Below are 20481 nucleotides of genomic sequence, written 5' to 3'. Positions count from 1 at the left end.
CTAAGTGCCGCGTGACGGTTTTTGTGGATTTACATGACGAATATGTTTCGTCGGCTGTGGGGCGCGCTGCAGGGTACGTAAACAGGGGCTTTAGCCGATTTTTCGGCGTTCTGGGGAGTATTTCAGAAAGATTACGGATTGTCGGGAAGCGATGGCTGCGGTGAAAACTAAGGTGCGCATCGTGGGTCATTCGAACCAGGAATGACGCTCTTCGAAAGCATTCAGGATGGAGGTGGCAAGTGCTTGAACCTCGCTGCGTTGCGCGGCTAGAGGTGTCATTGATAGCCAGGCCATTCTGCGCATGGCCTGATTAAACACTGACCTAAGAGGGATAAATTTCCTGTCGACTCTCGATGTGTATGCGGGAAGAAGCCCTACGCAGGCCGAGTTCTTGATGAGCTCTCTGACCATCTCGTGTTGAGGGGCGATCGTGATTGCATTTTTACGCGTGTTGGCCAGTGCGTTCCATGGTCCAAAAGCTGCCGCCGTGAGGTTGCTACGTTGCTGAACAAGCATGTAGTCCGCCAATAAGTTTCCAGTGGCAGGATGGCGGCTCTCTGCGAAGTACCGGGTTGCGATATGAGGGTAGTAATCGATGGTGGCTAGCAGATGTGGCTTGGTCATGGCGAAGCCGGGGCTCGGCCGAGGACTCTCGGGGTCTGCCAGCCAGATCATGATATCGGCCTGTTCTACGGGCGCTCCCTCAAGCGGCAGCAACTCTAGGCGTGACGCGCCATGCTGGCGAATGAAGGCGATGAGATTGCGGGCCAGGATGTCGTGCAGTAAGGAATCGGGAACAGCAAGGCGGAGCGGCGCTTGGTTTGCTGCTTCGGGGCGTAAATTACCAAAGCGGCGAGAGAGCTCATTATGCAGGCGCTGTCCTGTTCCGGTGAGATGTAGCGCTCGATCCTGATAGTGGAAGAGTTGCTCCCCTATCTCGGTCTCCAGTTTCTTGAGCTGCTTTCTCAGAAGTGCTGCGCGCATGTTCAGGCTTCGTGCGGCCTGCTTGAAGCAGGCGCAGCGTGCCGCGGCAGCAAACCCTTGGGCGAGTTCTAGATCGATGGTTAGGGTGTCGAACATAAAGTGCGGCCGATTAACGGGCGTCACGGCGACGTACTATTTTCGCGCGGACATAGTTATCGGCGAGTGCGGTCGTTGCTCTCGATGTGGGGAGAGTAACTAGTTCAACCTGTCAGGAAGGTCGCGGGAGAATTACTAATTCGTAAGGTTCGGAGGGTGATCTGTCGTCATGCCTCTAGGTATCAAATATGCTGAATACCATCCGGCGAAAATCATGTATGCACCAGTGTTCTTTCGGCAGTGCGCGATACTGGTCTGTAGCAAGTAGCACAACGAGCAGTGCAAGTATTAGCCGAGTTTTCATGATGAGCTGAGCTAAGCGACTCACATCGCTTTCCTAGCAAGTGATGCTTAGTGTGGTCTCTTCTGCTGAAAGTCCAGATGGAAGCATGTGTAGCCATCCTTGCTAGCGACGACCCCAGCTGTGCCCTGATGCAGGCTCATGATGGAGCGAACGATTGCCAAGCCGAGCCCGGTGCCGCCCTCGTTGCGCGCTCGACTCTTGTCCACCCGGTAGAAGCGCTCGAATAGGTGGGGTAGATGTTCAGTAGGGATTCCGCTTCCGGGATTGCCCACGCTCAACCGCACAGCTGATTCCTGATGTTCGACACGCATGGATACCGAACCTTGTACGGGACAGTAGCGAATAGCGTTGGATAGCAGATTGGATATGGCGCGCTGAATCATCAGGCGGTTACCTCTCACAACTCCTTTGCCTGAGATAGAAATCTCAACACCTTTTTCTTCCGCTGTTAGCAAGAACAGGTCTTTGACCCGTTCCAGTTCGTCTTCCAGAACAATCTGCTCGAAATGCACGAGTGCTGCGGGGTGGCTGACCTGTGCGAGAAAGAGCATGTCAGAGACGATGCGGGTCACCCGGTCTAGCTCCTCCGTACAGCACTCCAGTACCTCCCGATACTCCTCTGGCTCTCTTTCACGAGAGAGGGTCACCTGTGCCTTGCCCATGAGGTTTGCAATAGGTGAGCGCAGTTCGTGGGCTAGATCATCGGAGAACTGGGAAAGCTGCTGCACACCGTTGTCCAGGCGGTGAAGCATGAAATTGATGCCGTCGGCGAGCTGGCGCAGCTCTGAGGGCAGCCCCTTGGTTGGCAGACGGTGTTCCAGGTTGTCCGTCGAAATGCTGGAAGCGATCCGCAGAAAACTGGTCAACGGGCGTAGTCCCTGACGCACCGTCATCCATGAAACACTCAGGATGACAAAAAGCAGAAATGGCGTTGCTACCAGGCTCCACTTCAGCAGCTCATTAAGCAGCTCCTGATCAGAAGTACGGTCCACCGTCAGGTACACAGTAAGAGGGCTTCCGTCCTTGAGACGCGTGGTCTGTACAGCTGTCAGCATTGGACTGTTGATGTCTTCCTGCCACTCTTGAAGTCGTAGGTCCTCAGTGGCCGCAAACAGATTCGGACGGAAGCTGGTTGGCTTGGAACCGATGGTCAACAAAGGGGGCGCTGAGGACTCGGCGCTGGAGATGGAAACGTAGAGGTTGGTGTGCCCCATCGCCAGCTCAACTAGCACATGGGATCTTGCCTGCACTTCTTGCAGGCTGGATGACGAGGCAAGACTGTGAGCGAAGCTCGTCATCTTCGACTCGAGCGCCGATCTGGCTATGCGGTCTAACCCCTGAGAGAGCATCAGATAGGCGACAGTAGCGAGCAAGGCCACCAACGCAACGCTCATGAGGCCTACCTTCAAGCCGAGTTGGGTCGCCAGGCTTGGCCTGTTCATGAACGGTCTTCCAGTACGTAACCGACACCACGCAAGGTATGGATCAGCTTGGTTTCGAAGGGGTCATCGATTTTTGCGCGCAGACGTCTGATCGATACATCGATCACGTTCGTGTCGCAGTCGAAGTTCATATCCCAGACGAGGGAGATGATCTGGGAGCGGGTTAGCACCTCTCCGGTTCTACTCATGAGTAAATGCAGCAGGGCGAATTCTTTGGTGGTGAGGTCGATGCGGTGTTCGCCGCGATAGGCGCGATGCCTGCCTGGGTCAAGCTCCAGATTGGCCACCTGTAAAGTAGCACTCTCGACGAGCTCCTCTCCACGTCTGAGCAAAGATCGGACTCTGGCCAAGAATTCCGGAAACTCGAATGGCTTGACCAGATAGTCGTCAGCTCCGGCGTCCAGGCCTTTGATCTTGTCAGTCAAACGGCCGCGACCGGTCAGCATCATGATTCGCACTTGGCTGGTCTTGCGGATGGAGCCCAGGACCCCCCAACCATCTATGCCTGGCAGGTTCACATCCAGAATGACGAGACCGTAGGCGTTGTGATTGAAAAGGTGCAGCGCATCAATGCCGTCACTGGCGCGGTCAACGATATATCCGCTCTCGGAAAGTCCTTGTTGTAAATACTCTGCTGTCTTATTTTCGTCCTCGACGACCAATACGCGCATAGAAGTCTTATTACCTAGATTTGCTTGGCATTGAAGGTTGTTTCGATGGCGCCTATTTTTATTCTTGGTGTGATTGATTTGGCGCGACCATCGAGCGGCGATTCTAACGTGCCGATTTAGTAGGCGGAGAAAACCTACAGATTTGTAATTTTTACGTAACCTGATTGATAGTTGTAGCTCTTGTGGACGCGATAATTTGCCGTTAGGAGGCCGCTTATTTGTGGGCGAAATACTACTAAATAGCATGGCTGCGCTTAGCGAGGTTCAAATTGCTGGGTTCGACAGGAAAATTCCGGCGCAAAAATCTAACAGTTGTTGATGACCGCTGTAAGCCCTTATTGCTTTCTTTCAAAATTGTAATTCTTCGCTCATCTTGCTGTTAGCTCCCGGCAGTAAGGATAGGTTCGCGGTCGCTATTCTTATAATTCCATTTGGCCGCTCTATTAAATAAAAACTGCCGGAATCAATGGAGCTACCATGAACGCAAAGGCTAAGCTTTCGCTTGCTGTATTTTCCGCTATTTGCGGGATGAGTCCTCTGGTTTCTGCTGAAGAGCAGAAAGAGGGCTTTATCGAGGGGAGCAGCTTCGACATCCTCAACCGCACCTTTTACTTCAATCGCGACGACCGCAATGGCGCGGATGCGCCGGGGGGCGCGGGTTATTCTGAAACCCTGGCTCACGCAGTCATCGGTAAGTTCGAGTCCGGTTTTACACAAGGTACTGTAGGTGTAGGTGTTGATGCGTTCGCCATGATCGGCTTGAAGCTGGATACCGGCGGTGGCCGTAACGGCGGTCGCAGCTCGTTCGACATATTGCCGGTGGATCGCAACGGCGAAGCGAGTGACGACTACAGCAAGGTTGGTGGCGCTCTGAAGGCACGAGCATTCGATACCGTGCTCAAGGCGGGTGACGTGTTTCCAGCCACCCCAGTCGTTCACTATGGTGATGCGCGCCTACTTCCAGAGTCTTTCCGAGGCGTCACGCTTGAGAACAACAGTCTGGAAGGGTTGACGTTGCAAGGTGGCCGTCTCCATTCCATGAGCCAGCCCGTATCCAGCGACATGCGCGACACGTTCGCCACCTTTTACGCCGGGCCCGTGGACTCGCCTTGGGTTGGCTACTTCGGGGGCGATTACAACGTCAACGAAAACATCAGCGTCAGTGCCTACGGTGGCCGGCTGAAAGATGCTTGGGATCAATACTACTTCGGCACCTCGTTGACCCAGCCCCTGAGCGAAGACCTCGCCCTGATCGCAGGTTTCAACTATTACAACGTTCAGGACGAAGGTAAGAAGCTCCTGGGTGAGCTGAACAACAACATCTGGAGCGCGAAAGTAGGCCTTCAGTTTGGCGCTCACACTGTCAGCGTGTCGCACCAGCGTAACAACGGCGATGACGACTTCGACTACCTGCGTCAGGCTGACTCGATCTACCTCGACAATGCCATCCAATACACCGATTTCAACTCGCCGAAGGAGCGATCCTGGATGGTGCGCTACGACCTCGACATGGAGTCGTTCGGTGTTCCAGGCCTGTCCTTCATGGCCCGTTACGGCAAGGGCACGGATGCGGACTACTCCAACGCTAACGATGTTTACATGCGCCGAGACGATGCTGGAAATCCGCTGACGGACCAAAAGCGCTGGGAGCGTGACATCGAAGCCAAGTACGTGGTGCAGACGGGCTCGCTCAAGGACATGGCGTTCCGTATTCGTCAGGCCAATACCCGGGCCACGCAGTACGAGTCTGATCTGGATGAGTTCCGCCTGATCGTCGAGTACCCGCTTAGCGTGCTGTAACTGTCGCAGGTTTGGATGCGTGATTACTCTGCATCCAAGCTTTCAAATTTGTCATCGTTTAATCACGTTATTGTTAGTTGCTGGCGGTTATTTTTGATCCTGCAAGTTAATGAGGCTTCGGACGGTTGTCAGTGTGCCGGAGACTTAAGATATTCACCTTTGTAGCATTAGTGCTCCTTGGAAAGAGGTGAATCCTAGGCGCCCAGAAATGGGCGCTTTTTTTATGGGCGACGAGATTTCGTAATCGTAATGGTGGCGCCATCTTTGGGTAATTCAGGGTGCGTTAAATTAATGTGAAATTTTCAGGAGGGCACCCCATGAAATCTATCCGTTCTTTCATTATCTTTTTCACATTCGTTGCATCCCAGGGTGCATATGCCTACTCGACTGATGCGTCAGAGAAGAGCGTGAACGAAATCGAGGCGCGAAGTCTGCAGGCAGTTCAACGTTATGCGGAACAGATGGGTAAAGCAGTTCCGCAACCCATTGATTACAGCTACGGCATGAAACTGGACGTGGCGAAAGTCATATACATGACTCCCGCCGTAAAGCACTGCGGCAACGTGGGTAAACTCATGACCTACGAGGACTCAAATGGCGAGCTGTACACCATTCGGTATCTTGCGCAGGGGTACTGCCAAAACACCAAGTGAGCTCGGCAGAGCTTTTCCATGAAGAGCTTCCCTGAGGGATCAGTCTCGCTCTTCGATCACATATCCAACACCTCGGATGGTGTGGATCAATTTTTTCTCGAACGGATCATCAATCTTAGCGCGAAGCCTGCGCATTGAGACCTCTACCACATTGGTGTCGCAGTCAAAGTTCATGTCCCATACCAGGGAAATGATCTGGGTTCGAGACAAAACTTCGCCAGCGCGCCTCATCAGCAGGTGAAGCAGCGCGAACTCTTTAGAGGTGAGGTTGATCTTTGTGTCACCACGGTAAGCGCGGTGTCGACCGGGGTCGAGTTCGAGCTCTGCAACCTTTAATTTGTCAGAAGCTGCGAGCCGATCGCCCCTGCGCAGTAGGGTTCGTGTTCGTGCGAGCAACTCTGGAAACTCAAACGGTTTTACCAGGTAGTCGTCTGCTCCAAGATCCAGCCCTTTCACCTTGTCGGCCAGACGACCTCGTGCAGTCAACATCATGATTTTGGTTTTAGTATTGTTGTAGCGTATTTCTTCAAGCACGCCCCAGCCGTCAACTTCCGGAAGGTTAACATCCAGCATTATCAAGTCGTAGTCATATTGGCTGGCTAGGTAAATACCGTCGCGCCCGGTCGCGGCGTTGTCAACAATATAACCACTTTCTTTCAATCCTTGATTCAAATATTGGGCAGATTTAATTTCGTCTTCTACAACGAGGATTCGCATTTTTTATTTCCTGAGGGTTCGGCTGTTTTGTTATTAAGCGCCAATAAAAAGGATCGTTACTAACAAGGTGGCAATGGAAAGGCTAAGGCCTGTAGTCACTACAGGGTCAAGGGTTGCAGGTGTGGCGGGGTGTCGCGGATGACCGTAGAGGCCTTGTAGCGTCGGAGCTTTCAGGCGCGCGAGATGTATCTGAATATGTTTTTCGGAGTTTTGTGACCCTATTACATTTCGCTTTTCACTGCAGATTACAAATTTGTAATTTTGTGGTCACCGTGGCGATATGGCCTGTGCACTAGATTCTGTTCGGAAATTTACTTGTCTCCCAGCGGCTATATATCTCGTAAATGAGCTGTATCGGGTCGAGGGTTTTCCGTGGAGGATTTAGTTTGAGGTTGCTTACTAATAAAGTTGCCAGTTTGCACATGCGCTACATGCTGGCAGCCGTTCTCGTATTGATAGGCTCGACTCAGCAAGCTGTATCTGCATCTGCATCTGCAGAAATATCCTTGAGTGACGCGCTGCGCATAGCGATTGAAAATAATCCGAGTCTGGCTGCAGCCAATTGGGGGGTTGGAGTATCTCGGGGGGAAAGAACGCAGGCGGGTCTATTCCAGAATCCGGAGATTTCTTGGGAAATGGAGGACACCCGCAGGGACACACGTACCACCACCGTGCAGTTGACCCAGCCCCTTGAGCTGGGAGGCAAGCGCGGGGCGCGGATTGACCTTGCCGATCGCGGTATTGACGTTGCACAAGTCGAGGTGGAGCAGGCGCGAAACGCGCTGCGTGCCGAGGTCATCCAGGTGTTCTACGCATCGCTGCTCGCGAAGCTACGTGTCGACTTGGCGTCCGAATCATTGGCGTTGGCTGAACGGGGTGTGGCTATCGCCCAGGGGCGTGTGCGCGCTGGAAGCGCCTCACCGATAGAGGAGACCCGCGCGGCAGTCCAGCTTTCCGAAGTGCGTCTGGAGCTTAAGCGGGCCCGTGCCGAACTGGGAAATTCCCACGTCTCGCTCAAGGCGGCCATGGGTACAGGCGCGTCTGCAGAACCTGTTGCCATTAACGGCGATGCTTCCATTCTACCTGATCCACCTGCACTCCAGGCGTTGCTAGAGCGCCTGGACAGCACGCCGGAAATGCGTCTTGCAGAGTTGGCTATCGTTCGCCAGGAAGCCTCTTATGGGGTCGAGAAAGCGCAGCGAATTCCCGACGTAAATATCAGCGTTGGTAGCCAGTACAGCGCTGAAGATCGTGAGCGAATCAATGTCGTTGGCATCTCGATGCCCATCCCGTTGTTCAACCGTAACCAGGGCAACATTTTTGCCGCTGCCCGACGGGCAGATCAGGCGCGTGACTCGCGCAATGCGACCCTGTTGCGCACGCAGGCGACCGTACAGCAGGCAATCGATCTGTGGCGCACTGCCACAGATGAAATTGCGTCCTTTGATAAAGACATTCTGCCTTCTGCTACGCGTGCGGTTGAGAGCACGTCGCGCGGCTTCGAGATGGGCAAGTTTGGCTTTATCGAGGTACTGGATGCCCAGCGCACGCTAATCAGTGCCCGTAATCAGTACGTTGCCGCCCTGAGTAGCGCTACCGAGTCGTGGGTGCAGATTGAGCGCCTGTATGGCGACATCTTGGCTACCTCACAGCCCTAATTCCTTTCGTTGATCGCTCGTTATCGCCTCTGACGGCTACGCGCGTCGGGCTGATGTTCACGCCATTTCAGGAGTTTCTATGAGCAAGAAGTTAACCTTGGCCATTGCGGCTGCCATTGCCGTTGGCCTCGGAGGGGTGGGGCTATACGTGTTTCAGGATCGTGATGGCGCGAGCCATCAGGAAGAAGATGGCCATGGTCATGAACGCGAAGAAGCGGGCCATGGTGAGGAAGGGCACGTCGAGCGCGGAGCCAATGGCGGGGAATTGTTCAGCCAGGGCGATCTCACCGTCGAGCTGGTGGCGCCTGAGAGTGGCGACGGTACCGAGCCGATGTCGCTTTATCTGACGCAAAAAGGTGTAGCCATTAGCCCGTTGGCATCTTCCAGCGTTTCGGTGCAGGTACGCCGCCCAACAGGGGAGGTTTCCACCTATGACTTTAAGCCAGAGGGTAGGGCTTATGTGAGCACGCGGGGTGTCGCTGAACCCCATTTCTTCGATGCGAGCCTGTCGATTCGTACTGTCGAACGCACCTATGAATTCAGCTATGGCAAGCGTGAGGGGCTACTGGAAATTACTGGCGAGCAGATGAGCGCCGCAGGAATTGAACTGGCCGAGGCAGAACCCCGTGAAATGGGGGCAATGATCTCCCTTCCGGGCGAGATCCGCTTCGACGAGGACCACACTGCGCACGTTGTGCCACGCGCAGCGGGTGTGGTTGAGAGCGTTCAAGCCAACTTGGGCGAGCGGGTGAAGAAGGGCCAGGTCTTGGCTGTGATTGCCAGTCAGCAGATCTCAGATCTGCGCAGTGAACTGGCGGGCGCGCAGCGCCGGGCCGAGTTGGCGAAAACTACGTTCGAACGTGAACGTCAGCTTTGGGAGGACAAGATCTCGGCAGAGCAGGATTACTTGGCGGCTAGGCAGGCTCGTCAGGAGGCGGACATCGCGCTGGAAAATGCCAGGCAGAAGATGCAGGCATTGAGCGGTGCAAGTATGACCTCTGGAGGAAACCGCTACGAGCTGATCGCGCCTTTCGATGGAGTGGTAGTGGAGAAGCATCTGGTACGAGGTGAGGTGGTCAGCGAGGCGACAAGTGCATTTACGCTTTCTGATCTGGATCGAGTGTGGGCGACGTTCAATGTTGCTCCCAAGGACCTGGTCAATGTGCAGGTCGGTAAGCCGGTCAACATCGTCGCTACCGATCTGGGTGCAAAGGTGGCAGGCAACGTTTCTTACGTAGGTAGCCTGCTTGGTGAGCAAACACGTACCGCCGCCGCCCGTGCGGTTATTGAAAACCCCGATGGCAGCTGGAGGCCTGGTTTGTTCGTCTCCGTGACATTCGCTTCCGCTACTCGAAAAGCTGGTGTGGTGGTGCCGGCTGCAGCCCTGCAGACCATCGAAGAGGTGCCCACCGTATTCGTGCGCGTCGACGAGGGTTTCGTGGCCCAGCCGGTTGAGATCGGGCTGAGCGGTGATGGCTACGTCGAGGTCACCAAAGGCTTGTCAGCCGGTGCGAGGGTCGCATCCGCAGGAAGTTTCATCCTGAAGTCGGAGCTTGGAAAAGGCTCTGCCGACCACGCCCACTGACGGATATTGACGAGAATCCCCTATGTTTGAGCGCATCATTCAATTCGCCATCGAGCAGCGCGCACTGGTGCTGTTCGCCGTGTTGGCGATGGCAGGCCTGGGCGTATACAGCTACCAGCAGCTGCCTATCGACGCGGTACCTGATATCACCAATGTGCAGGTTCAGATCAATACGGCGGCGGCTGGTTTCTCACCGTTGGAAACTGAGCAGCGCATTACCTATCCGATTGAGACTGCGATGGCAGGTCTGCCTCATCTCAAGCAGACCCGTTCGCTATCGCGCTCCGGCTTTTCCCAGATCACGGTGATCTTCGCCGACGGTACGGACCTCTACTTCGCGCGCCAACTGGTCAATGAAAGGCTGCAGGGGGCTCGCGAACAACTGCCCGACGGCGTGGAGTCCAGCATGGGGCCGATTTCTACCGGCCTGGGCGAGATATTCATGTGGACTGTCGAAGCCGAAACGGATGCGCGCAAGGAAGACGGTAGCGTTTACACCCCCACTGACCTTCGCGTCATCCAGGACTGGATTATCAAACCGCAGTTGCGCAACGTTCCGGGTGTGGCCGAGATCAACACCATCGGTGGCTTCACCAAGGAGTTTCAGATTGCGCCCGATCCAAAGCATCTGGCTGCCTACAGGCTGACACTGGCGGATCTGGTCACTGCACTTGAGCGTAATAACGCCAACGTGGGTGCAGGGTTCATCGAGCGCAGTGGCGAGCAGTTGCTGATCCGTGCTCCGGGCCAGGTGGCGAGTGCCGAAGACATCGCCAATATCATCGTCAGCAATGTCGATGGAGCGCCCATCCGTATCAACCAGCTCGCAGAGGTGCAGATCGGTCGAGAACTGCGTACAGGTGCGGCAACGGAAAATGGGCGCGAAGTAGTGCTTGGCACGGTCTTCATGCTGATTGGTGAGAACAGTCGGGCGGTATCTGCATCCGTTGCCAGCAAGTTGGAGGAGATCAACAGAACGTTGCCCAAGGGTGTAGTAGCGGTCACCGTCTACGACCGCACCAACCTCGTCGACAAGGCCATTGCGACAGTCAAGAAGAACCTGATTGAAGGGGCGATTCTAGTCATCGTCATCCTGTTCCTGTTCCTCGGCAACATCCGGGCAGCGCTTATCACCGCCATGGTCATTCCGCTATCCATGTTGTTCACGTTTACCGGGATGTTCACCAACAATGTCAGCGCCAACCTGATGAGTCTGGGCGCACTGGACTTCGGCATTATCGTGGATGGCGCGGTGGTAATCGTGGAGAACGCGATTCGCCGGCTGGCCCATGCGCAGCAACACCATGGTCGCTTGCTGACGCGCTCCGAGCGTTTGCATGAGGTATTTGCCGCATCGAAGGAGGCGCGTCGTGCGTTGATCTTTGGGCAACTGATTATCATGGTCGTGTATCTGCCGATCTTCGCGCTCACGGGCGTCGAGGGGAAAATGTTTCACCCGATGGCATTCACCGTGGTCATCGCCTTGTTGGGCGCCATGATTCTCTCGGTAACCTTTGTTCCTGCTGCCATTGCACTGTTCATCACTGGCAAGGTGAAGGAGGAAGAGAACGCCTTGATGCGTGCAGCCAAGCGCGGCTATGAGCCGGTACTTGGCTGGGTGATGGGCAACCGTACACTGGTGTTCGCCGGTGCTGCCTGTGTTGTGCTGCTGTCTGGTGTGCTCGGGAGCCGTATGGGCAGTGAGTTCGTGCCGAGCTTGAGTGAAGGCGACTTTGCGTTGCAGTCCCTACGTGTACCGGGCACCAGCCTGACGCAGTCTGTGGAGATGCAGAGCCGCTTGGAACAGTTCATTCTCAAGCAAGTACCGGAGGTTGAGCGGGTATTCGCGAGGACCGGGACTGCCGAAATTGCTGCAGACCCCATGCCGCCAAACATCTCGGATGCCTACGTCATGCTCAAGCCAAAAAGCGAGTGGCCCGATCCAGGTAAGTCTCGGGAAGAGCTTATCGCTGACCTGCAGCGCGCCAGTACTTCGTTGCCAGGAAGCAACTATGAACTGTCACAACCCATCCAGTTGCGCTTCAACGAGCTGATCTCAGGGGTGCGCAGTGACGTAGCAGTAAAAGTATTCGGCGACGATATGGATACGCTCAATGCCACAGCCACTGAAATTTCTGAAGTGCTGGAGAAGGTACCGGGGGCTTCAGAAGTAAAAGTGGAGCAGACCTCGGGCTTGCCAGTGCTGACAATCAATATTGATCGAGATAAAGCTGCTCGTTTTGGTTTGAATGTCGGAGATGTTCAGGACACAGTCGCAGTGGCTGTCGGTGGCCAACGAGCCGGTACGTTGTTCGAGGGAGACCGTCGTTTCGATATGGTGGTGCGCCTTGCGGACAACCTGAGAACCGATATCGATGGCTTGTCGCGGTTACTCATTCCGGTGCCGGCAGCGGCGAGCAGTGGGCAGATCGGCTTCATTGCGCTGTCCGAGGTTGCCAGCCTGGACCTGGTGCTCGGTCCCAACCAAGTGAGTCGTGAGAACGGAAAGCGCCTGGTTGTGGTGAGCGCCAACGTGCGTGGCCGGGATATAGGTTCCTTTGTGTCGGAAGCAACCGAGCGCCTTGCCCAGGACGTGAAGACGCCTGCAGGTTACTGGACGACCTGGGGCGGCCAGTTCGAACAGCTGCAATCTGCAGCGAAGCGTCTGCAGATCGTGGTGCCGGTTGCGTTGCTGCTAGTGCTTACCCTGCTATTCATGATGTTCAATAATCTCAAGGACGGCCTTGTTGTCTTCACTGGGATTCCATTCGCCCTTACCGGTGGCGTTATGGCCCTGTGGCTCCGGGATATTCCATTATCCATTTCGGCAGGCGTGGGCTTCATCGCGTTATCCGGTGTTGCGGTGCTCAATGGATTGGTGATGATTTCATTCATCCGCAATCTGAGAGAAGAGGGACGGCCACTGTCGATAGCCATAACCGAGGGAGCGCTTACCCGCTTGCGGCCTGTGTTGATGACGGCGTTGGTCGCCTCGTTAGGCTTCGTGCCCATGGCCTTGGCCACTGGCACTGGTGCGGAGGTGCAACGTCCCTTGGCCACAGTAGTGATTGGGGGCATCCTGTCTTCGACGGCTCTGACTCTGCTGGTGCTGCCAGCCCTTTATCAATGGGTTCATCGCAGGGAAGAGGACGACGAGGAGGCTTCGGCCACCCCGGTTGCCAGCAGCGGCCACTAATCCGGCCGCAGTCAGTGAATCACCGGAGAAAGCCGATGGCGCATTCCGACAGCGATGACTACAGCCAGCATGATCATGCTGGCCACGGCGACCATGATCATGGCCGCGAGGGGCATGATCACGCCCCGTCTGTGACGGAAGGGAACATTCGGCGCATTCGCTTCGTGTTTGCTCTCACCGCGGGCTATGCAGTGATCCAGGCTATCGGAGGCTGGTGGTCGGGCTCTCTTGCGTTGATCGCCGACTCCGGGCACATGGTCTCGGATGCGGCAGCGCTGCTATTGGCCCTTATCGCTTACCGGGTGGCTGCCCGTGCAGCGGACTCCACCCGTACCTACGGCTTTCACCGGGTACGTGTACTGGCTGCTCTAGCCAATGGGGCTGCGTTGCTTGTGCTGGTTTCGTGGATTTTGTGGGAAGCCATCGAGCGCTTTCGCGAACCTACAGAGGTATTGGCGGGCCCTATGCTGACGGTTGCGGTTGTCGGTTTGCTGGTCAATATCGCCGGCTTTCTTATCCTGCGCATGGGCAGCCAGAATGATGCGAATCTGCGTGGCGCGTTTCTCCATGTCCTAGGGGATCTCTTGGGCTCGGTAGGGGCTATCGCTGCGGCGATCGGCATCATGCTCACCGGATGGAGCATGCTCGACCCCATTCTCTCCGTTCTGGTCGCCCTGCTGGTGGTGCGGTCAGCTTGGGGGCTTGTCTACGAGTCTATCCAAGTGTTGCTGCAGGCAACGCCTCGTGGCATTGAGGCTGGGGAGGTCGTAGACGACTTGCGGAGCTTGCCAGGAATAGCCGAGGTCGGTCACTTCCATGCCTGGACGCTCACGGACGAAACCCGTATCGCTACCGTGCATGTTGTACCGTCGCCAGGCGCTGATCCTTTGAGCTTACCTGCGCTGGTGGCGGAGCGCTTGAAGATACGCCATGCAATCGAGCATGCCACTGTGCAGGTTGACCCGCCCGGTGATATTGAGGTCTGTGCGTAAGGCCACGGGATGGCTTCTTTACAACATGAACGGAAAAAGAAAAGGCGCCTGATGGGCGCCTTTTGGTCTGCGGGAAAATCATTTGTCCTCTGTCTGAGGTTTTGCCCCGACCTTGGGAACTCTGAGCTGAGGTTCCGCTTGCTTCTTACCATGAATTTTCTCCTGACTTTCGCGGAAGCGTTTGTTCGCCTCGTAAGACTTGTTGTAGCCATCACCTTTGGCAAAAACGGCAGAAGAACTCATGACCAGCACGGTAGCGAGGGCAATTGTCGGAAATTTCATTTTGGATACCTGGGTACTCTGAGAAAGGAGGTCACTGCATGGCAGTGATGGACTCAGAGTAAGGAGCCGCCGCTAACAGGAGCATGAGCCCAAAATGACAATGCTGATAGCAAGCAGGTGATGTTGCTCAGGGGCAAAAGAGAGGCTGATTTTGGCCGGTAGCTGCCTGTAACAAACGGCCGCTACCGGCCAGAAGCAGACACTCAACGACAGAGTGCAAAGTATGGGTAATCATGAGTTCCGAAGCCCGGAGAGCATGATGGCTAGCTACGGATCAGTCCAACTCACAACAGTCTCGACAGCCGACCTATCGGCCCTCGCTCAAGTACTCCGAGAGGCGGGTCTACCAAGTGAAGACACTGCACTTCCTGGTAGGAGCTTCTACGCCTTACATCTTGATGGGCAGCACATCGGATATGCAGGATTGGAGGTGTATGGACCAGATGCACTGCTGCGCTCTGTCCTAGTTACTCCATCACATCGAATGCGGGGGCTCGGTAGCCTGGTAGTCAACGAGATGGAGAAACTCGCTTTTCAAGTCGGGATCGAAAGCCTGCACCTTCTGACCACAGACAAAGCGCAGTTCTTTGAGCGAATTGGCTACGTGCTTACTCCGCGCCACTTGGCACCGGCCGATATAGCAGGCACCGTGCAATTCAAATCACTATGCCCATCCTCAGCAAGCTACCTCCGGAAAGACATCGGGCCACACCGGTGAGCGGCTGCCGCTAATCACTATTAGGGGAGATCCATGTCCATTGAAGTTCGAGTGGCTCGCCCGTCCGATGCCGATGCCATCCAAGCCATCTATGCCCCTGTGGTGGTCGACACCGCCATTTCTTTCGAGGAAGTACCACCCTCGGCCGACGAGATACGCCAGCGGATAGCTGCGACGCTTGAGACCTATCCCTATCTGGTGGCGGTACGAGATGACCAGGTGCTCGGCTATGCATATGCCAGCCAGCATCGAGCGCGGGCCGCCTATCGTTGGGCAGTGGATGTCACCGTCTATATCGCCGAGGAAGCTCGACGCAGCGGCGTTGGCCAACGGCTCTACGAGACCCTTCTGCCCCTCCTGGCTCGCCTGGGATACAGCTCGGCCTACGCCGGTATTGCGCAGCCCAATGTCGGCAGTGTGGGATTACATGAACGACTGGGGTTTCAGCACATAGGGACGTTTCCACAGGTCGGCTACAAGCTCGGGAAGTGGCACGACGTGGGGTATTGGCGGCTTCACCTGGGCCAACTATCTTCGCCTCCCGAAGACCCCATCCGCTTTGCGGATCTTGAGCACTGACCTGCCCTGAGGCACGCGGCCATGGCAGCAAACCACCTCCTGATCGGCCGAGCCTGCTTCATCGTCAGGGCCGGCTCGATGCCTAACGGCGTTAATCAGCGACCCGGGATAACCCTGCTGCTCGCGGACGGCGAACCACTTGAACTGGAGATCAATGGTCGGTCCGTTGTAGCTGCAGATGCGTGGCTGCTGGCCCCAGAGATTCGGCGAAGATTCATACGTCCACAACCGCACATCAGCATTACGGTTGAGCCAAGCCACTTCGCCTATGCCCGGCTGCTGCATTGGTCGCGCCTTAGCCCTGGAGCAGCTCATCGCTTCGAAGTGGCTGCTGTAGATCGAGCCAGGCTCGCCGAAGTGGCAACGCAGCAGGCATTCGACGCCTGGTTGGATGGCCTGCTTACTCAACACCATCAGCCACCAGCCGCACCCAACTCTCGCCTGGAGTACCTGCTTGCCCTGGTGAAGAACTCCACCATCGAGACTACGGCAGAACAGATCTGGCACTCCTTTCGCCAGAGTTATCCAAGCACCCAGGCCCATTGCTCGCATTGGCTGCAGGACAGCATTGGTATTCCGCTTCGGAAGCTACTGCTCTGGCAGAAGCTGCGGCGGGCCCTGGAGGCAATGAGTAGTGCCCACGGTGCTACCGAGGTGGCCCATGCCGCCGGCTTCGCCGATTCGGCCCACCTGTCTCGTATCTGTCTGCGCACTTTCGGGCTGCGGCCGTCTCAGGCTAACGACCACAAAATCCTTCAAGTAAACCACTTCCCGGATTACTGACACTGCAGTCCTCGCATTTTGAGGAAAGTGTTATGCCACATCTCGATACCTGGGTTGTCAGCAGCCTGCTGATTGGGCTGGGAAGCATGGAGCTTCTTGCCGGGCGCATGCTGAATAGACGGCAAACTGATGAGCTCGCGGTTGATGTTGTCAGCCTTGCTCAGTTCGCCTTGCTGATCAAACCCATGATCATTGCCATTGCCGCGCTGGCTCTAACGCAATGGGCCTCTGGCTGGGCAGGTAGCCTTGCTTCCATGCCGCTTTGGCAGGCTGTCCTGTTGATAGTCATCCCGGCAGACTTTCTCCACTACTGGTATCACCGCCTGGGCCATACGCTGCCTGTCATGTGGCGCATGCACCGCACCCATCACACGGCGACGGCCATGAGCATTACTGTGGCTTATCGGGAGAACTGGCGATGGTTCTTGTTCATGCCGGACATCTGGTATGCCGGTGTAATGGTCTACCTAGGACTGGGCGAGGCAGTGCTGATTAGCCATCTGATCTTTGGTTGCGCCAATGTGCTGGTACATAGCGGCTTCGCCTGGGATAGAGGTCTGTATCGACTACGGTGGCTGGCCCCGCTGACTTGGCTATTGGAGCGCCTGATCCAACTTCCCAGTACGCATCGCGCGCACCATGCCGAGCTGGATGAGCACGGCAATCCGCCTCACCACAACTTCGCCCAGCTGCTGTTCATCTGGGACACCCTGTTTGGCACTGCCAACTTCACTCGCGATCGCTACCCACAGCGCTATGGCATCCCTAAAGACCCGGGTGACCCCTGGTATGTGCAGCTGTGGTGGCCGTTATTTAGATCGAAGAAGTCCGACAGCGAGTACAGCTGAATGTGATCAGAAGTGTCTGCTGTTGGCCAAGAGGGTTTCCTAGCGTTTAGCAACGCGAGTCATGGACAACCTCAGGCTTGGCCCTTACCGTGGCCGCTTCCAGCTCTCGCTGCTACTGAAAAGCTACCGATGACTACCGGCAAGAGAACTCACAAGCTGACCGTATTTGGCAGCGGTACCATCATCGGTGCGCTGGGAGGGCTGATAGGCCTAGGGGGCGCTGAATTCAGACTGCCGCTGCTGATTGGCCTATTCGGCTTCGGCGCGCTGGAAGCAGTAATACTCAACAAGGCGATGAGCTTGGTGGTGGTGGCGACAGCGCTCCCGTTCCGCGCATCTAGCGTTCCCTACGCTGCTGTTTTTGAGCGTTGGGACATCATCGTCACGCTGCTTGCCGGAAGTCTGGCTGGCGCTTGGTTTGGTGCTGGATGGGCCACCAAGCTAAAAAGCCAGACCTTGTACCGTGTGCTGGCGGTGCTGCTGATAGGGATCGCATTCGCACTGCTGTTTGGGCATGAGGCCAGTGCAACAGGCGTCCCTCTGTTTCATGGCGTCACGCTAGCTGCCGTGGGAGTCATTGTAGGTTTCGGTATAGGCGTGGTTGCTGCTCTCATGGGAGTTGCCGGTGGAGAGCTGCTAATACCCACCATCGTTCTGCTGTTTGGTGCAGACATTAAGCTCGCTGGCAGCCTTTCGCTTGCGGTGAGCTTGCCAACCATGATCGTGGGATTCACGCGCTACAGCCGTGACCAAAGCTTCTCGATCATCCGCGCTCAGATGCCCTTCATACTGATCATGGCAGCGGGCTCGATTGCCGGAACATTCATTGGGGGCCAATTACTTGGCTTGATCCCCACGAACTATCTGCTGCCTTTGTTGGCAGGCATCCTGCTGATCTCTTCAGTGAAGGTCTGGCGCCACAGTTAGCGCCACTTAAGAGGTCGACGTCTGGTGTCGAGGTAAGGCGATAGAAATCAGAGCCGCCAGCAGCACGAATCCACTGGAAACCCACAGGCAAGCTTCCAGTCCGTACTGCTGGAACACCCAGCCAGAAAGCAGCGTGCCGAGCAGGCGGCCCAGGGCGTTGGACATGTAGTAGAAGCCCACGTCCAGAGATACCCCGTCCTCCTTGGCGTAGCTGACGATCAGGTAGCTGTGCAGCGACGAGTTCACCGCGAACAGCACACCGAACAGCATCAGCCCGCCCAGCAATACCACCTGTGCCGACCAGCCGGTGCTCAGCCCCAGTGCGATCAGCGCCGGCAAACCGGCCAGGGCCAGAGCCCAGGAGAAAGCAGCGCGGCCATCCGGCACGTGCCCGCTCTTCTTGCCGGTGATACTGGGAGCGAAGGACTGCACGATGCCGTAGCCAATGATCCAGGCGGCAAGGAAGCCACCCACCAGCCAGAAATCCCAGCCGAATACAGTGCTCAGGTACACTGGCAACGCCACCACGAACCACACGTCGCGAGCGCCGAAGAGGAACAGGCGCGCGGCCGAGAGAATGTTGATCGCCCGGCTCTTGGACAGCATGTCGCGGAACTTCGGTTTGGCCTTGGCCTTGCCCAAGTCTTTTTTCAGCATCACCAGGCTGCCCAGCCAGATCAGAGCCAGTACCGCCGCCATGGCCAGCACTGCACCCGTGAAGCCGAGCAAGGCCAGCAGCGCACCACCGAGGAAGAAGCCCACGCCCTTGAGCGCGTTCTTCGAGCCGGTGAGGATGGCCACCCACTTGTACAGCGTGCCCTGCTGGTTGTCCGGCACCAGGAGCTTGATCGAACTCTTGGCGGACATCTTGTTGAGATCCTTGGCGATACCAGACAGCGCCTGGGCGCCCATTACCCAGGGCACGGTCAGCCAGGCGGCCGGCACCGTCAGCATCAGCAAGGCAAGCACCTGCATGCCCAGGCCAATGTTCATGGTGCGGTTCAGGCCGAGGCGTGCACCGAGATAGCCGCCCACCAGGTTGGTGATGACGCCGAAGATCTCGTAGAACAGGAACAGCGCAGCAATCTGCAGCGGCGTGTAGCCCAGGGCATGGAAGTGCAACACCACCAACATGCGCAGCGCGCCGTCGGTAAGGGTGAAGGCCCAGTAGTTACCGGTGACCAATAGGTACTGACGCACTTCCGCGGATAGGGCTGACAACGCCTTCATGATCGCTGCTTACTCCGCCGCGCCGACCAGCCGGGCCAGCTCCACCGCGCGGTTGGCATAGCCCCACTCGTTGTCGTACCAGGCGTAGATTTTCACCTGGGTGCCAGCCACCACCAGGGTCGACAGCGAGTCGATGATCGAGGAGCGCGGATCGGTGCGGTAGTCGATGGACACCAGCGGGCGCTCTTCATAGCCCAGGATGTTCTTCAGCGGGCCTTCGGCGGCCGCCTTGAGCAGCGCGTTGACCTCTTCGGCGGTGGTCTCACGCGCTACCTCGAACACGCAGTCGGTTAGCGAGGCGTTGGCCAGCGGTACGCGCACGGCATGGCCGTTCAGCTTGCCGCGCAGCTCGGGGAAGATCTCGGCAATGGCCGTGGCCGAACCGGTAGTGGTCGGGATCAGGCTCATGCCGGAGGCACGCGCACGGCGCAGATCTTTGTGCGGGGTGTCGAGGATGCTCTGGGTGTTGGTCAGGTCGTGGATGGTGGTGATCGAGCCGTGGCGGATACCCAGGTTCTCGTGGATCACCTTGACCACCGGTGCCAGGCAGTTGGTGGTGCACGACGCCGCGGTGACGATGCGGTGCTGGGCCGGGTCGAACAGGTGCTGGTTGACCCCCATCACCACGTTCAGCGCGCCTTTCTCCTTGACCGGTGCGCAGACCACGACGCGCTTCACGCCCTGATCCAGGTAAGCCTGGAGTACGGCAACGGTCTTCATCTTGCCGCTGGCTTCGATCACCAGGTCGCAGCCGCTCCAATCGGTGTCGGCAATGGCCTTGTTGGCGGTGACGCGAATGCGCTTGCCGTCGATCACCACGTTCTCGCCATCGCTACCCGCTTCGTGCTGCCAGCGGCCATGTACCGAGTCGAAGTTCAGCAGGTGGGCGTGGGTGGCGGCATCGCCAGCCGGGTCGTTGATCTGCACGAACTCCAGCTCGGGCCAGTTCCAGGCAGCGCGCAGGGCCAGGCGGCCGATGCGGCCGAATCCATTGATACCGACTTTGATCGTCATGT

General features: G+C 56.7%; 18 protein-coding genes. 11 read left to right on the top strand and 7 right to left on the bottom strand.

Annotation, left to right across the window (positions count from 1 at the left end; translation table 11 throughout):
- Positions 1–186: 186 nt before the first annotated feature.
- From IB229_RS12255 to IB229_RS12245, 3 genes are all read right to left on the bottom strand, one after another.
- Positions 187–1080: a LysR family transcriptional regulator gene (locus IB229_RS12255; protein ID WP_192329007.1), complete on the bottom strand. Its 894-nt coding sequence runs from the start codon at positions 1078–1080 to the stop codon at positions 187–189.
- Between the two features lie 351 nt (positions 1081–1431).
- Positions 1432–2826 carry a heavy metal sensor histidine kinase gene (locus tag IB229_RS12250; RefSeq protein ID WP_192329005.1) on the bottom strand — a complete coding sequence of 465 codons (1395 nt, stop codon included), beginning with the start codon at positions 2824–2826 and terminating at the stop codon, positions 1432–1434.
- Complete coding sequence (locus IB229_RS12245) at positions 2823–3497, bottom strand: heavy metal response regulator transcription factor (protein ID WP_192329003.1); 675 nt, start codon at positions 3495–3497, stop codon at positions 2823–2825. The genes IB229_RS12250 and IB229_RS12245 overlap by 4 nt, the downstream gene beginning before the upstream one ends.
- A gap of 477 nt (positions 3498–3974) precedes the next feature.
- Between IB229_RS12245 and IB229_RS12240 the strand changes: the two genes are divergently transcribed.
- Both IB229_RS12240 and IB229_RS12235 read left to right on the top strand, forming a co-directional pair.
- Positions 3975–5297 (top strand): OprD family porin, encoded by a 1323-nt coding sequence (locus IB229_RS12240; RefSeq protein ID WP_192329001.1) that lies wholly within the window; start codon positions 3975–3977, stop codon positions 5295–5297.
- 317 nt (positions 5298–5614) lie between these two features.
- Positions 5615–5950: a DUF2790 domain-containing protein gene (locus IB229_RS12235; RefSeq protein WP_192328999.1), complete on the top strand. Its 336-nt coding sequence runs from the start codon at positions 5615–5617 to the stop codon at positions 5948–5950.
- 39 nt (positions 5951–5989) lie between these two features.
- Here the strand turns inward: IB229_RS12235 and IB229_RS12230 are convergent, their stop codons facing one another.
- Positions 5990–6667, bottom strand: coding sequence for a heavy metal response regulator transcription factor (locus IB229_RS12230; protein WP_192328997.1), 678 nt, complete (start codon positions 6665–6667; stop codon positions 5990–5992).
- Between the two features lie 422 nt (positions 6668–7089).
- Here IB229_RS12230 and IB229_RS12225 point away from each other — a divergent pair, with 422 nt between their 5' ends.
- From IB229_RS12225 to IB229_RS12210, 4 genes are all read left to right on the top strand, one after another.
- The gene (locus IB229_RS12225; protein WP_192328995.1) at positions 7090–8325 is read left to right on the top strand and encodes a TolC family protein; all 1236 of its coding nucleotides are present in this window, start codon (positions 7090–7092) and stop codon (positions 8323–8325) included.
- A 79-nt stretch (positions 8326–8404) separates the two neighbouring features.
- A complete protein-coding gene (locus IB229_RS12220) occupies positions 8405–9910 on the top strand; it encodes an efflux RND transporter periplasmic adaptor subunit (protein ID WP_192328993.1) in 1506 nt (501 codons plus the stop codon).
- Between the two features lie 22 nt (positions 9911–9932).
- Complete coding sequence (locus IB229_RS12215) at positions 9933–13106, top strand: CusA/CzcA family heavy metal efflux RND transporter (protein WP_192328991.1); 3174 nt, start codon at positions 9933–9935, stop codon at positions 13104–13106.
- 35 nt (positions 13107–13141) lie between these two features.
- Positions 13142–14098 (top strand): cation diffusion facilitator family transporter, encoded by a 957-nt coding sequence (locus tag IB229_RS12210; RefSeq protein WP_192328989.1) that lies wholly within the window; start codon positions 13142–13144, stop codon positions 14096–14098.
- 78 nt (positions 14099–14176) lie between these two features.
- On the opposite strand, the gene IB229_RS12205 is transcribed toward IB229_RS12210, so the two are convergent.
- Positions 14177–14380, bottom strand: coding sequence for a hypothetical protein (locus IB229_RS12205; RefSeq protein ID WP_192328987.1), 204 nt, complete (start codon positions 14378–14380; stop codon positions 14177–14179).
- 223 nt (positions 14381–14603) lie between these two features.
- Between IB229_RS12205 and arsN2 the strand changes: the two genes are divergently transcribed.
- The 5 genes from arsN2 to IB229_RS12180 all read left to right on the top strand — a co-directional run bounded on the left by arsN2 (position 14604) and on the right by IB229_RS12180 (position 18235).
- A complete protein-coding gene (gene arsN2, locus IB229_RS22285; protein ID WP_412547778.1) occupies positions 14604–15098 on the top strand; it encodes an arsenic resistance N-acetyltransferase ArsN2 in 495 nt (164 codons plus the stop codon).
- 33 nt (positions 15099–15131) lie between these two features.
- Complete coding sequence (locus tag IB229_RS12195; protein WP_192328983.1) at positions 15132–15677, top strand: arsinothricin resistance N-acetyltransferase ArsN1 family B; 546 nt, start codon at positions 15132–15134, stop codon at positions 15675–15677.
- 21 nt (positions 15678–15698) lie between these two features.
- A complete protein-coding gene (locus tag IB229_RS12190; RefSeq protein ID WP_192328981.1) occupies positions 15699–16460 on the top strand; it encodes a helix-turn-helix transcriptional regulator in 762 nt (253 codons plus the stop codon).
- A 32-nt stretch (positions 16461–16492) separates the two neighbouring features.
- A complete protein-coding gene (locus IB229_RS12185) occupies positions 16493–17308 on the top strand; it encodes a sterol desaturase family protein (RefSeq protein WP_192328979.1) in 816 nt (271 codons plus the stop codon).
- A 129-nt stretch (positions 17309–17437) separates the two neighbouring features.
- On the top strand, positions 17438–18235 hold the full coding sequence (locus IB229_RS12180) for a sulfite exporter TauE/SafE family protein (RefSeq protein ID WP_192328977.1): 798 nt from the start codon (positions 17438–17440) through the stop codon (positions 18233–18235).
- Between the two features lie 6 nt (positions 18236–18241).
- Here IB229_RS12180 and arsJ read toward each other — a convergent pair whose 3' ends face one another.
- On the bottom strand, positions 18242–19465 hold the full coding sequence (gene arsJ / locus IB229_RS12175) for an organoarsenical effux MFS transporter ArsJ (RefSeq protein ID WP_192328975.1): 1224 nt from the start codon (positions 19463–19465) through the stop codon (positions 18242–18244).
- Positions 19466–19474: 9 nt separating this feature from the next.
- Complete coding sequence (locus IB229_RS12170; protein ID WP_192328973.1) at positions 19475–20479, bottom strand: ArsJ-associated glyceraldehyde-3-phosphate dehydrogenase; 1005 nt, start codon at positions 20477–20479, stop codon at positions 19475–19477.
- Positions 20480–20481 lie beyond the last annotated feature (2 nt).

Origin of the sequence: Pseudomonas sp. PDM14 (assembly GCF_014851905.1) — a bacterium.
GTDB lineage: Bacteria > Pseudomonadota > Gammaproteobacteria > Pseudomonadales > Pseudomonadaceae > Aquipseudomonas.
Note: the sequence above shows the minus strand (reverse complement) of the source record. Positions and strands in the feature narration are given on the sequence as shown.

Coding starts and splice junctions, on each gene's coding strand:
- IB229_RS12255 (WP_192329007.1), bottom strand. CDS start 1,080: ATGTTCGACACCCTAACCATCGATCTAGAACTCGCCCAAGGGTTTGCT.
- IB229_RS12250 (WP_192329005.1), bottom strand. CDS start 2,826: ATGAACAGGCCAAGCCTGGCGACCCAACTCGGCTTGAAGGTAGGCCTC.
- IB229_RS12245 (WP_192329003.1), bottom strand. CDS start 3,497: ATGCGCGTATTGGTCGTCGAGGACGAAAATAAGACAGCAGAGTATTTA.
- IB229_RS12240 (WP_192329001.1), top strand. CDS start 3,975: ATGAACGCAAAGGCTAAGCTTTCGCTTGCTGTATTTTCCGCTATTTGC.
- IB229_RS12235 (WP_192328999.1), top strand. CDS start 5,615: ATGAAATCTATCCGTTCTTTCATTATCTTTTTCACATTCGTTGCATCC.
- IB229_RS12230 (WP_192328997.1), bottom strand. CDS start 6,667: ATGCGAATCCTCGTTGTAGAAGACGAAATTAAATCTGCCCAATATTTG.
- IB229_RS12225 (WP_192328995.1), top strand. CDS start 7,090: ATGCGCTACATGCTGGCAGCCGTTCTCGTATTGATAGGCTCGACTCAG.
- IB229_RS12220 (WP_192328993.1), top strand. CDS start 8,405: ATGAGCAAGAAGTTAACCTTGGCCATTGCGGCTGCCATTGCCGTTGGC.
- IB229_RS12215 (WP_192328991.1), top strand. CDS start 9,933: ATGTTTGAGCGCATCATTCAATTCGCCATCGAGCAGCGCGCACTGGTG.
- IB229_RS12210 (WP_192328989.1), top strand. CDS start 13,142: ATGGCGCATTCCGACAGCGATGACTACAGCCAGCATGATCATGCTGGC.
- IB229_RS12205 (WP_192328987.1), bottom strand. CDS start 14,380: ATGAAATTTCCGACAATTGCCCTCGCTACCGTGCTGGTCATGAGTTCT.
- arsN2 (WP_412547778.1), top strand. CDS start 14,604: ATGGGTAATCATGAGTTCCGAAGCCCGGAGAGCATGATGGCTAGCTAC.
- IB229_RS12195 (WP_192328983.1), top strand. CDS start 15,132: ATGTCCATTGAAGTTCGAGTGGCTCGCCCGTCCGATGCCGATGCCATC.
- IB229_RS12190 (WP_192328981.1), top strand. CDS start 15,699: ATGGCAGCAAACCACCTCCTGATCGGCCGAGCCTGCTTCATCGTCAGG.
- IB229_RS12185 (WP_192328979.1), top strand. CDS start 16,493: ATGCCACATCTCGATACCTGGGTTGTCAGCAGCCTGCTGATTGGGCTG.
- IB229_RS12180 (WP_192328977.1), top strand. CDS start 17,438: ATGACTACCGGCAAGAGAACTCACAAGCTGACCGTATTTGGCAGCGGT.
- arsJ (WP_192328975.1), bottom strand. CDS start 19,465: ATGAAGGCGTTGTCAGCCCTATCCGCGGAAGTGCGTCAGTACCTATTG.
- IB229_RS12170 (WP_192328973.1), bottom strand. CDS start 20,479: ATGACGATCAAAGTCGGTATCAATGGATTCGGCCGCATCGGCCGCCTG.